The sequence below is a fragment of the Xylophilus sp. ASV27 genome (assembly GCF_016428875.1).
Lineage (GTDB): Bacteria > Pseudomonadota > Gammaproteobacteria > Burkholderiales > Burkholderiaceae_C > Xylophilus.
The window spans coordinates 1-12,030 of record NZ_JAELTO010000056.1; the positions used below are offsets into that span (position 1 = coordinate 1).

Here is a 12,030-nt window from a genome sequence, read left to right on the forward strand (position 1 = left end):
AGCAAGCCCGCTACTTCGTGCTCCCGCCTCGCCGCGCCGGGCGGTCATTCCCGCGCGAAGTCAAGCGCTCTCGCAGCAAGTTCCCCACAAAGAAAATGCCAGTCAGATCTTAACTGACTGGCATTGGACCGCAGGTCGGCTTTTTTGTGCGCGCCGCCGGTGGCGGCAGTCATCACAGGCCCAGAGCAGCGATGCCGGCCTTGCCGATCTGCACATCCTCGCTGGACTTCACGCCGCTCACGCCCACGGCGCCAATGCACTCCCCGTCCTTCAGGATCGGCACGCCGCCCTCGAGCAGCCCCTTCAATTCGGGAGCCGACAGGAACGAGACACGGCCGCCATTGACCATGTCTTCGTAGCCCTTGCTCTCGCGCCTGCCGAGCGCGGCCGTATGGGCCTTCGCCGGGGCGATATGGGCGGAAATGGCGGCGGCGCCGTCGAGCCGCTGCAGCCACAGCAGATGGCCGCCGTCATCGACGATGGCGATGCTCACGGCCCAGTGGTTGCGCAAGGCCTCGGCCTCGGCTGCGGCGGCAATCTTCTTGACGTCGGCGAGTTCGAGTGTGGATTTGGTCTTCATGAAATGTCCCGCTTGAAGGAAAAAAGCGTGCCAGCATAACCGCGCCGGGCCCCGTGCAGGGCTGACATTTCCGCAAAGGTATCCTTACAAAAAATAGGAAGGAATATGGAAGGTCTTTCGGCCCGGGCGCGCGGCAGGCTCCGCCTAAAATGAGCAAACCTGCAGGCACTGCAGGAAGCTGTCTGCGCGTTTTGCAGATGTTCAAGGAGTAGACATGAACGACCAATTGCAAACCATCGGCCGTACAGGCTACGGCTACGACGTCTCGCAGGATCAGCGCCAGCGGGTCATGCGCAACACCTACTGGCTGCTGGCGCTGAGCCTGCTGCCGACCGTGCTGGGCGCCTGGGTTGGCGTGCAGACCGGCATCACGCAGTCGCTGCGCGGCGGCATGGGCATGATCATCTTCCTGGCCGGAGCCTTCGGTTTCATGTTCGCGATCCAGAAGACCAAGGACTCCGCTGCCGGGGTTCCCGTGCTGCTGGCCTTCACCTTCTTCATGGGCCTGATGCTGTCGCGCCTGATCGCGATGGTGCTGGGCTTCAAGAACGGCCCCGAGCTGGTGATGACCGCGTTCGGCGGCACGGCCGGCGTGTTCTTCGTGATGGCGACGCTTGCCAGCGTGATCAAGCGCGACCTCTCCGGCATGGGCAAGTGGCTGTTCGTGGGCGTGCTGGTGCTGCTCGCGGGCTCGGTGATCAACCTCTTCGTGGGCTCCTCGGCGGGCATGCTGGCCATCTCGGTCGCGGCGATCGGCATCTTCAGCGCCTACATGCTGTACGACCTGAAGCAGATCCTCGACGGCGGAGAGACCAACTACATCAGCGCCACGCTGGCCCTCTACCTAGATATTTTCAACGTCTTCCAGAACCTGCTGGCATTGCTGGGCATCTTCGGCGGCGAGCGCGACTGAAGGCGCCACTCGCGCTTCGGCGTACGGTGATCACGGCCCTGCGGGGCCTTTTTCTTTGGGTGTCCCGGTCGAGACTCTCCAGTTGGACGGCATGCTGCCTATAAACTGCCAGAGTGCATTTCCATGAATTGTTCCGACCGCGCCCCATGCCGATCCGCCTGCTGAACCTTGCCCTTCTCACCTTGCTCGCAGGCTGCGATGTTCCCGGCCTGCGGCCCGACCCGCGCATCGCCCAGCGTGAAGCGGACGCGCAGGCGATTGGCGGCGCCTGCCGCTACGCGCTGCGGGGCATCGAGGACTGCTACAACCTGAATCCCAAGGCCTCCAAGGCAGCCGTGTTCGCGGGCTGGAAGGACATGGACCAGTACATGCGCGAGAACAAGATCGCTGGCCAGGCATCCATGATCGGCCCGGCCGCGGCCAGCGCCGCCGAAGCCGACCCGGAGGCCGGTATCGACAAGGCAACGGAGAAGGTGCTGGCCCCGCCACCCCGCCGGCAGGCGGGACGGGCGGCATCGCTGTAAGGCAGCTTCCTGAGTGCCGGATGATGCAACACGCCGTATGAAACGCGCGCAGCCTTGCCGGGACACCCGTGGAGCTGGCCTTGCCAGGCCACCGGGTGCGCCCCTTTGAGGGGGAAGCGCCGCAGGCGCTTCGGAGGTGTTCCACATTAAGCAGACGGCTTCAGGTCGAATACCGCCATGCTTTCCACGTGGGCGGTGTGCGGGAACATGTTGACGGCGCCGGCGGCGCTGCAGCGATAGCCGGCCTGGTGCACCAGCAAGCCGGCATCCCGCGCCAGGGTGGCGGGGTTGCAGCTCACATAGACGATGCGGCGCGGCGGTTGCCATGCGGCCACGGCTGCGGCGTCGGGCAGCGCCTGCGGCGCGCGATCCCCGGACGGCTGCTGGCCGATGCGCAACTGGTGCAGGTCGGCCAGCGCCTTGGCCAGGGCAAAGGCGCCTTCGCGTGGCGGATCGACCAGCCATTTCTGCGCGATGCCGTCCTGCAGCAATGCGGCCGGTGTCATGTCGAAGAGATTACGCGCTACAAATTTTGTAGCACAAAGCCCAGATAAATCCTGGGCTACAGCCCTGTTTTTCTCATAATTCTCGCGGGAGCGCGCCACCAGCGTCTCGCTGCCCTCGATGCCCAGCACGCTGCCGGCCTGGGTGGCCAGGGGCAGGGTGAAATTGCCCAGTCCGCAGAACCAGTCGATCACGCGCTCATCGCGCCGCACGTCCAGCAGGCGCAGCGCCCGGCCCACCAGGATGCGGTTGATCTGCGGGTTGACCTGGGTGAAGTCGGTGGGCTTGAAGGGCATGACGATGCCGAACTCCGGCAGTGCATAGCTCAGCTCCGGCCCTTCTGCATCCAGCAGGTGCACGGTATCGGGGCCCTTGGGCTGCAGCCACCATTGCACGCGGTGCTCGGCGGCAAAGGTACGCAGCCGCTGCAGGTCAGCGCACGACAAGGGCTCGAGATGCCGCAGGACCAGCGCGGTGACCGCGTCACCGCAGGCCACCTCGATCTGCGGGCAGGTTTCGCGCGCCTCCATGATGCCCAGCAGGTTGCGCAGTGGCACCAGCAAGGCGCCCACATGGGCCGGCAGTACCGCACAGCTCGACATGTCGGCGATGTAGCGGCTCTTGCGCTCATGGAATCCGACCAGCACCGTGTTCTTCTTGTGGACGTAGCGCACCGACAGACGCGCGCGGTAACGGTAGTGCCAGGCAGGGCCTTCGATGGGCCGGAGCAGCATGCCGGGCCGGACCTTGCCCAGGTGCCACAGGTTGTCTTCGAGGACGCGCTGCTTCACCGCGACCTGCGCGCCCGCATGCAGGTGCTGCATCTTGCAGCCGCCGCAGGCGCCGGCATGCAGCCCGAAGTGCGGGCAGCCCGGGCGTACGCGCTGGGACGATTCGCGGTGGATGGCGGTGAGGTTGGCCTGCTCCCAGTTGTTCTTGCGGCGAAAGCTCTGGGCGCTCACCAGCTCGGTCGGCAGGGCGCCGTCGATGAAGATCACCTTGCCATCGGCACGGCGGGCAACGCCCTGCGCCTCCAGGTCCAGCGACTCCACCAGCAGTGCATCGGGGAACGAGGGATCGATCGGTGGGGCGGGCAGGTTCGTGTCGCCTGCGGCGCCAGGGGTTCGTGGGGTCGTGTCAGTCATTTCCCGGATTGTCTCAGTCCCGCAAAGCCCTTCTTGCCGCGCCCGGATGCTGGCGCGCAAATTGCTCATTCTTCGCCGCCGCTTTGACGGGAGATTTCATGCGACTGGATACCACACCGCACGCCGCGCAGCCTCTGGCGAACGACGTGTTCCTGCCCTACATGCGCGACGTGTCGCTCTGCGAGCAATCGCTCAAGGATCTGAACCTGATGTGGCGCATCATCGAATCCTCCGCCAAGATGAACTGCCCGCACGAGGCGAGGTCCATCCTGCCGACCATGGCGGCGACCCGCAGCGGCTTCACCAAGCTGGAGCACGAGCTGGTGGAAAGCCTGGTGCAGGAGAAGGTGCGCAACGTCATGACGGGCGTGGGCACCAAGGCGCAGTACGTGATCGACATCGTGGTGCGCAATCTCTTCGAGCGCACGGCGGACGTCGGCTTCCTGGCCACCGACCGGGAGCTGTGCAGCTTCGTCGCGCAACCCTCCGACGATGGCAACGCCGCCCGCCTCAGGCTGCGCGAATACCGGGACAAGTACACGGTCTATGACGAGATCATGCTGCTCGACACGGAGGGCAATGTGCTGGTGCAGATCGACCCGGCCACGCCGCTGGAGCACAGCAGCGACCCGCTGCTGGCCGAGACGCTGGCGAGCGACAGCTACGTGGAGACCTTCAGGTACACCGACCTGCGTCCCGGCAAGGAGCGCGCCCTGATCTACTCGCGCCGCATGCACCATCCCGGCAGCGGCGCCGTGATCGGCGTACTGTGCCTGTGCTTCAACTTCGAGCAGGAGATGCAGGGCATCTTCGAATCGCATCGCGACGACGAGAAGCGCTCCAACATGCTGCTGCTCGACGGCACCGGCCGCGTCATCGCCAGCGCCGACCCGATCTGGATTCCCACCGGCGCGGTGGTGCCGGTGAACCGCGATGCCGGGCCCAGCCTGATGCTCTACTGCGGCCGCGAGTACCTGGTGCGGACCTACGCCTCCGAGGGCTACCAGGGCTATCCGGGGCCCTCGGGCTGGCAAGGCCAGGTCATGATCCCGGTGGACGTGGCCTTCCGGGGCAATTCCAGCAACGTGCTGGCCGGACTCGATCCGCTGATGGCCGAGGGCCTGCTCTCCCACGCCGAGAGCTTCTGCCCGCCGCTGCACGGCATCATGCAGGCGGTCAAGACCATACAGCGCATCGTCTGGAACGGCCAGGTGATGACCGCGGGCCAGACCGGCGACATGCAGAAGCTCAAGACGGTCCTGGACCAGATCAGCGAGACCGGCAATCGCAGCAACGAGCTTTTCGCGCGATCCATCCACGACCTCTACCAGACCGTGCTGGCCTCCAGCATGCGGGGATCGGAATTCACCTCGCACCTGATGGTGGACCTGCTGGACCGCAACCTCTACGAGCGTTCCGACGACTGCCGCTGGTGGGCCCTGACGCCCGAACTGCGCGCCACCCTGGGCCAGGAACATCCGGAGCCGGAAGCGCTGGAGCGCGTGGAAGAAATCCTGGCCTACATCAATGGCCTCTACACCGTCTACACGCGCCTCTTCGTCTACGACCGCCACGGCCGCATCCTCGCCACCACGGGCAGTCCCGAAACGGCCGACGGCTCGCCGGTACGCGGGCGCCACGTGGACGCCGATACCCTGCAGCAAGTGACCAGCCTGCGCACCACGCAGGAATACTATGTCAGCCCCTTCGGCCCGACGCCCCTCTATGAAGGGCGTGACACCTACATCTACCACGCCGCCATCCAGGACCTCGACGGCAGCGGGGCCGTGGTGGGCGGCATCGGCATCGTGTTCGATGCGGAGCCGGAGTTCCGCGCCATGCTGCGCGCAGGCCTGGCAGGCAAGGCCCACTGCAAGGCTTTCTACCTGAACCGCCAGGGCCGCATCCTGGCCAGCACGGACGAGCGCCGCCCGGTGGGCAGCGTGCTCGAGATCGATGCCGACCTGCTGGCGCTGCGCAACGGGCAAAGCCGTTCCCTCATCACGGAGGATGACGGCCAGTACGCCATCCTGGCCTGCACGGTGTCCAGCGGCTACCGTGAATTCAAGACCAGTGACGGCTACCAAGAAGACGTGATCGCGGCGGTCTACCAGTCGTTCGGGGAGGTGCGGCACGGCAAGGCGCTGGCGCGCAACACGGCGCTGGCGATAGAACAGGACGGCGTGGCGCCCGACGCGCGCGAGTTCGCCACCTTCTTCTGCCAGGATTCGCTCTATGCGATGCCCGCCGAGCATGTGCTGGAGGCCGTGCCCTTCTCCGACGTGCGGCCCACGCCCCTTGGCGGCGGTGGCCGCATCGGCATCCTGGGACTGCAGCGCGCCGACATGCGGCAGCGCTTCATGTGGGTGTTCGATCTGGTGCAGTTGCTGGGCGGCCAACCATCGCGCCCGACGCCGGGCAGCCAGGTGATGGTGGTGCGCCATGGCGACCATACGCTGGGCCTGCTGGTCGACGAACTGCACGCGGTGCCGCAGTTCGACGATAGCCAGATCATCCGCACGCCACTGGCGGCGCAGGGCCAGTCCATGTTCGCATCGGAAGTCATCAAGGCCAACCGCGGCGAGCTGCTGATCCAGGCGGTGAACGTGGAACGGCTATTCGCCTGGCTGATCGACGGTAAGCCGCCAGAGCCGTCGCGGGAAGAAGAGACTCCGTTCGCCATGGCTGCCTAGAAGGCTGCCGGGCGGCGCGCCGCTACAGCAGCATGTCCCGCGCCACGCCATGGCGCGCCAGGTGCCGCCGCAGCTTCTGCAGCGCCTCGTTCTGGACCTGGCGCACACGCTCGCGGGTCAGGCCCAGGCGATGGCTGAGCGCATCCAGCGTCTCGGGCTCGCGCTCGTGCAGGCCGAAGCGGCCGTAGAGCACCTCGCGCTCGCGCGGCGAGAGCGCATCGATCCACTGCTCCAGCAGGCGCTCCACCTCGTGCTCGTGCACGGCGCCACTGGGATCGACGGCCGCTTCATCGCGCACCGTGTCGAGCCGGGTGTCGGCATCATCGTTGCGGTCGAGCGATGCGTCGAGCGAACGTGGCGTGTCCGCCAATGCCAGCAGGTCGGCGACCTGCTGCACCTCACGGCCGAGCAGCGCGGCGATGTCTTCCACGCGCGGGCCATCGGGCCGGCGTGCGGCGAGTTCCGGATCGCTCTCCAGGGCGCGGCGCGCGCGCAGCACCTGCTGCAACTCGCGCACCACATGCACCGGCAGACGGATGGTGCGTGCCTGGCACATCACCGCGCGCTCGACCGATTGCCGGATCCACCAGGTGGCGTAGGTGGAGAAGCGGAACCCGCGCTCGGGCTCGAACTTGGTGGTGGCGTGCATCAAACCCAGGTTGCCCTCCTCGATCAGGTCCGCCAGCGGCAGGCCCCGGCCCAGGTAGCCCTTCGCAATGCTGACCACCAGGCGCAAGTTGTGTTCGATCATGGATTGCCGGGCCTCGAAGTCGCCGGCGCGGGCGCGCACCGCTGTGGCAAGCTCTTCCTCGGGGGTGAAGAGCTCGGTGCGGCGCACCTCTCTCAGGTAGAGGGCGAGCGTGTCGCCGCCCTCTGGCGAGTCGACCGCCTCTCTGGCATGGAGTTCCCGCTCGGAGGCAGACGGTGGGAACACCGCGGCCTGGCCCTCGGGAGCGGCGGGGCGCGGGCTGCGAGTGCTGCGCCGCGCCATGCTGGTTACCGCGCTGCCAGGTAGCGCGAGGGATCGACCGGCTTGCCCTGCCGCCGGATCTCGAAATGCAGCTTCACGCGATCGGCATCGCTGCTGCCCATTTCGGCGATCTTCTGGCCACGGCGCACCGACTGGTCTTCCTTCACCAGCAGGGTCTGGTTGTGGGCATAGGCCGTGAGATAGGTGTTGTTGTGCTTGAGGATGATCAGGTTGCCGTAGCCGCGCAGGCCCGCACCCGCATACACGACGCGGCCGTCGGCCGCGGCCAGCACCGGATCGCCGGCCTTGCCGCCGATGTCGTAGCCCTTGTTCTTGGCTTCGTCGAAGGCGGCGAGCAAGGTGCCGCTGGCGGGCCAGATGAAGGCGACCTCGTCCTCGCTGGCAGCGCCTTGCGGCGGTGTAACCGGCGCCACGACCCCGGGCGCGGCGCCCGGCGAAGGCGTATGGGACGCAGGCTGCGCCGGCGGCAGGGAGGTGCCGGTGACCGGCGCACCACTGGGCTTCTCCGCCGCCGGGGCCTGCGCCACCTGGCTCGACGTGGGCGGAACCACGCGCAGCACCTGACCCACTTCGATCAGGTCGGGATTTTCGAGGCTGTTCCAGCGCACGATGTCGCGCCAGTTCTGATTGGTTTCCTGGCCGATCTTGCGCAAGGTGTCGCCGGGCTTGACCGTATAGTAGCCCGGGCGGCCGGCGTTCTCGGCCCCTGGCAGCGGCTTCGGGGGCGGCGCCTCTGCCACGGAAGACGCCATAGGCGCGCTCGGCGCCAAGGCGCCAGCGCCAAGGCCGCGGTCTTCCACCGGTGGCGCACGTCGCGGCTTGTCGGTGGAGCACCCGGCGATCACCGCCGCAACGGCCAGCATGCCCGTTGCCACCCACATCCGTCCGCGCATTCCTAGCATAAACATCCCTTTAAGCAATCCCTGATTTTAGGGGGACAAAGCGCACATCCTCCAGGACGCTCTGTTTCAAGCCGTGCCGTGTCTGGTCCACCACGACCAGCGCCTGCCGGCCGCCCTGCATGGCCATGGGCGCGACCAGCCGCCCGCCCAGGGCAAGCTGGGCGCACCAGGCCTGCGGCAGGGCCTCGCCGCCCGCGGCGGCAATGATGCCGGCATAGGGCGCCCCCTTGGCATAACCCGCCATGCCGTCGCCAAACAGCAGATGGACGTTGGGCAGGCGCAGGGGCCGGAGGTTCTCGCGTGCCTTGTCGTGCAGCCCACGCAGCCGCTCGATGCTGTAGACCTCGCGCGCGATGCGGGCCAGTACCGCGGCCTGGTAGCCGCAGCCGGTGCCGATCTCCAGCACCCGCCCCAGCCGCCCGTGCTGCGCGCCTTCGGCGCCCAGCAGCAGCTCGAGCATGCGCGCCACCACGCTGGGCTTGGAAATGGTCTGGCCCAGCCCGATCGGCAGACTGGTGTCCTCATAGGCCTGGTTCACGAGGCCCGAATCGACAAAGCGATGCCGCTCGACGGCGCCCATGGCCTCCAGCACGGCCGGCGCCTGCACGCCTTGCGCGGCCAGCTTCTGCACCATGCGCAGGCGCACCGCGCCCGAATCCAGCCCCCATCCCGACGAGGCCTGGGGCATCGCCTGGTTCTTGGAACGCAGGGGGTCGCCACCCCATGCTGCACCTGGGCCATTAGCTACATTTTTAATAGCAAAAGCAGAGCGGCCCGCCGGCGGCGCGGGATTTGTCAGCCTCGCCGGAAAGCGCGGCCGCTCGCTCATGCCGCTGCCTGCGCCGCAAGTGCATCCGGATCGGGGCCCGCCGGCAGGGCGCCGCTCAAGCGGGCCACGGTCTGCCCCCAGTACCCGAGCTTGTCGTGGTCGGTCAGGTCGATCTTGAGGGGCGTGATGGCCACATGCCCCTGCGCCGTGGCGTGGAAGTCGGTGCCTTCGGCATCATCCTTCGCGAGGCCGGCATTGCCGATCCAGTACATGGTCTCGCCGCGCGGACTGTCCTGGGTGATGACACGCTCAGCCGCATGGCGGCGGCCCAGCCGGCACAGGCGCAAGGACTTGAGCTGCGAGAGCGGCCGATTGGGAATGTTGACGTTGAGCAGCCAGGGCGTCTCGCCCACGAGCTTCTGCGAGATCAGCCCGCCCACGATCTCGCGCGCCTTCTGCGCGGCAGACTCCAGTTCTGCCCAGCCCTTCTCGACCTGCGAGAAGGCGATGGCGGGCACGCCGAACAGAAACCCCTCCATCGCGGCGCCCACGGTGCCGGAATAAATGGTGTCGTCCCCCATGTTGGCGCCGTTGTTGATGCCGGAGACCACCAGGTCGGGCCGGTAGCCGAGCAGGCCGGTGAGGGCAATGTGCATGCAGTCGGCGGGAGTGCCGTTGACATAGCGGAAACCGTTGGCGGCCGTGTGGACGTAGAGCGGGGCGTGCAAGGTCAGGGCGTTGGACTTGGCGCTGTTGTTGTGCTCGGGGGCGACCACCTCGACATCGGCGATGTCCTGCAGTGCGCGGTGCAGTGCCACGATGCCGGGCGCCTGGAAGCCGTCGTCGTTGGAAATGAGGATTTTCATGGGCGAAGCAGGATCATCGGATTGTAGGTGGCGCGCCGGCTCCGCTGCGCCGCGTCACGCGAGGGACAAAGGCCTTTTGCAGCAGCCTCCTATGATCGACCAGCCCCACCACTGAATAGACGGAGACCCCCATGCATGCCTGGCTTTGCGAAAACCCCACCGGCGTTGACGCGCTCATCTGGAAGGAGCTGCCCACCCCCGTGCCCGCAGCGGGCGAGGTGCTGGTCGAGATCAAGGCCGCCAGCCTGAACTTTCCCGATCTGCTGATCGTCCAGAACAAGTACCAGATGAAGCCGCCCCTGCCCTTCGTGCCGGGCTCCGAATTTGCAGGCGTGGTGCGCGCCGTCGGCGCGGGCGTGACCGGACTGCGCGAAGGCCAGAGCGTGGCCTGCCTACAGGGCACGGGCGGTTTTGCGACCCACGTGCTGGCGCAGGCGTCGCAGTGCATGCCGCTGCCCGATGCATTCCCCCACGTGGACGCGGCGGCCTTCATCATGACCTATGCCACCTCGCACCATGCGCTGCTGGACCGTGGTCAACTGCAGGGCGGCGAAACGGTGCTGGTGCTGGGTGCGGCAGGCGGCGTGGGAACCGCCGCCATCCAGATCGCCAAGGCGGCGGGCGCGCGCGTGATCGCGGCGGCGTCTTCGGAAGAGAAATGCGCGCTGTGCCGCAGCATCGGGGCCGATGCCAGCATCGACTACGGCCGCCAGGACCTGCGCGCCACGCTCAAGGAGCTCACCGGCGGCAAAGGCCCGGACATCATCTATGACCCGGTCGGAGGCGAGCTCGCCGATCCAGCGTTTCGCTCCATTGCCTGGCGCGGCCGCTACCTGGTGGTGGGCTTCGCCGGCGGCCCGATACCCGCACTGCCGCTGAACCTGCCGCTGCTCAAGGGAGCCTCCATCGTCGGCATCTTCTGGGGCGGCTTTGCCCAGCGGGAGCCGCAGCGCAATGCAGCCATGATGCAGGAGCTCGCCGCCTGGTACGCCCAGGGCCGCATCAAGCCCGTGATAGACCGCACACTCCCGCTGGACCGTCTGAAGGAAGCCTACGGCCTGATGGGATCGCGCAGCGTGAAGGGAAAGCTGGTGATGGTCAACGGATGAGCGGTCATGCGCGGGGCCCTTCGCTCGGTTCGACCGACACGGCTGGACGCTGGTGAGAAGGCTTCCATTGTTCCACCACCACCGTGCGGAAAAAGTCGCGGTCCATCCACAGCCACAGCATCACAGGCGCCAGCGTGGGTACCACCAGCGTTCCGAGTTGGTAGGCAAAACCGATGCCCTCGAGCTGCCATTGGTCGATGCCCAGTACCGCCCCTCCTCCCGCACCAGCCATGGCCATCTGCTTGAGCAGATCGAACACCAGGCTGAAAGCCTGGAACGGCAGCAGCAGGAAGTAGCCTGCCATGGCCCGCTTCCACAAGCCGCGGCTGCGCGCGGCCAGCAGCAAGGCCAGCAGGATCGGTAGCCCATAGGCATAGTGCGCGGTGCGCGCATCGACCATGATCTCTCCGCGCGCACCAGACGCCGCCCCGGGCACCCGGACCTCGATGCGCGTGTCCGCCTCGATCACGCCGGCATTCAGGCGGACCGACCGCACCCAGTAGGGCGCCCCCTGCTCCAGCGCGACCTGCGCAAGAAAGCCGACGGGCATCGAGACCCAGCGCGACACGGTCATCCATGCGGCGGTCAGCACCAGCAACCAGGCCAGTGCCACGAGGAAAAAGCGGGAGAGGCGCGATTCAGGCAGCATGATGGCAAGTCCTCCTTGTAATGCATCGAAGTCTGGAGCATTGCGCACGCGCCTCGGGCGAGACGTGGCCGCATGCCCCATTGTGGCGCGACATGCTACAGCGGCCGCAGCTCCTGCCACAGGCAGACTTGGAAAAAAGCGGGTTTTGAATCAGCAGGACCGGAAGAAACATGCCCCCGTTGCGGGAGAACCAGATCATGCATGCGCCGCCGTTGCGACAGCGCTGGGGAGAAGGAAACTGGGGTGGCTGATGGGGCTCGAACCCACGACAACAGGAATCACAATCCTGGACTCTACCAACTGAGCTACAGCCACCGTAGAAAGAAAAGTATTATAGCGTCATTCAGGCAGGCATCCGCAGATGTTTTCTACGGATGCCAGGCCC

Annotated in this window: 11 protein-coding genes and 1 tRNA gene; 4 read left to right on the plus strand and 8 right to left on the minus strand. The window is 66.8% G+C overall.

What is annotated here, in order from left to right; all coding sequences use genetic code 11:
• Window positions 1–172 precede the first annotated feature (172 nt).
• Window positions 173–580, minus strand: coding sequence for a GlcG/HbpS family heme-binding protein (locus JHD63_RS12935; RefSeq protein ID WP_198971154.1), 408 nt, complete (start codon window positions 578–580; stop codon window positions 173–175).
• A gap of 214 nt (window positions 581–794) precedes the next feature.
• On the opposite strand from JHD63_RS12935, the gene JHD63_RS12940 reads away from it, so the two are divergent.
• Window positions 795–1,493 (plus strand): Bax inhibitor-1/YccA family protein, encoded by a 699-nt coding sequence (locus JHD63_RS12940; protein WP_198971155.1) that lies wholly within the window; start codon window positions 795–797, stop codon window positions 1,491–1,493.
• 146 nt (window positions 1,494–1,639) lie between these two features.
• Window positions 1,640–2,017, plus strand: a complete 378-nt coding sequence (locus JHD63_RS12945; RefSeq protein ID WP_233168073.1) for a hypothetical protein — start codon at window positions 1,640–1,642, stop codon at window positions 2,015–2,017.
• Between the two features lie 146 nt (window positions 2,018–2,163).
• Here the strand turns inward: JHD63_RS12945 and rlmD are convergent, their stop codons facing one another.
• Complete coding sequence (gene rlmD, locus JHD63_RS12950; protein WP_198971156.1) at window positions 2,164–3,666, minus strand: 23S rRNA (uracil(1939)-C(5))-methyltransferase RlmD; 1,503 nt, start codon at window positions 3,664–3,666, stop codon at window positions 2,164–2,166.
• A 98-nt stretch (window positions 3,667–3,764) separates the two neighbouring features.
• On the opposite strand from rlmD, the gene JHD63_RS12955 reads away from it, so the two are divergent.
• A complete protein-coding gene (locus tag JHD63_RS12955; protein WP_198971157.1) occupies window positions 3,765–6,359 on the plus strand; it encodes a chemotaxis protein CheW in 2,595 nt (864 codons plus the stop codon).
• Between the two features lie 22 nt (window positions 6,360–6,381).
• On the opposite strand, the gene rpoS is transcribed toward JHD63_RS12955, so the two are convergent.
• From rpoS to surE, 4 genes are all read right to left on the minus strand, one after another.
• Complete coding sequence (gene rpoS, locus JHD63_RS12960; protein ID WP_370590500.1) at window positions 6,382–7,293, minus strand: RNA polymerase sigma factor RpoS; 912 nt, start codon at window positions 7,291–7,293, stop codon at window positions 6,382–6,384.
• Between the two features lie 62 nt (window positions 7,294–7,355).
• Window positions 7,356–8,252, minus strand: a complete 897-nt coding sequence (locus JHD63_RS12965; protein ID WP_198971176.1) for a peptidoglycan DD-metalloendopeptidase family protein — start codon at window positions 8,250–8,252, stop codon at window positions 7,356–7,358.
• A gap of 10 nt (window positions 8,253–8,262) precedes the next feature.
• Window positions 8,263–9,081, minus strand: coding sequence for a protein-L-isoaspartate(D-aspartate) O-methyltransferase (locus JHD63_RS12970; protein WP_198971159.1), 819 nt, complete (start codon window positions 9,079–9,081; stop codon window positions 8,263–8,265).
• The gene (gene surE / locus JHD63_RS12975) at window positions 9,078–9,887 is read right to left on the minus strand and encodes a 5'/3'-nucleotidase SurE (RefSeq protein ID WP_198971160.1); all 810 of its coding nucleotides are present in this window, start codon (window positions 9,885–9,887) and stop codon (window positions 9,078–9,080) included. Before surE ends, JHD63_RS12970 begins: the two co-directional genes overlap by 4 nt.
• 131 nt (window positions 9,888–10,018) lie before the next feature.
• Between surE and JHD63_RS12980 the strand changes: the two genes are divergently transcribed.
• A complete protein-coding gene (locus JHD63_RS12980) occupies window positions 10,019–10,996 on the plus strand; it encodes an NADPH:quinone oxidoreductase family protein (protein ID WP_198971161.1) in 978 nt (325 codons plus the stop codon).
• A gap of 4 nt (window positions 10,997–11,000) precedes the next feature.
• On the opposite strand, the gene JHD63_RS12985 is transcribed toward JHD63_RS12980, so the two are convergent.
• Together JHD63_RS12985 and JHD63_RS12990 are read right to left on the minus strand one after the other, a co-directional pair.
• On the minus strand, window positions 11,001–11,645 hold the full coding sequence (locus tag JHD63_RS12985) for an exosortase H-associated membrane protein (protein ID WP_198971162.1): 645 nt from the start codon (window positions 11,643–11,645) through the stop codon (window positions 11,001–11,003).
• A 239-nt stretch (window positions 11,646–11,884) separates the two neighbouring features.
• A tRNA-His gene (locus JHD63_RS12990) sits at window positions 11,885–11,960 on the minus strand.
• Window positions 11,961–12,030 lie beyond the last annotated feature (70 nt).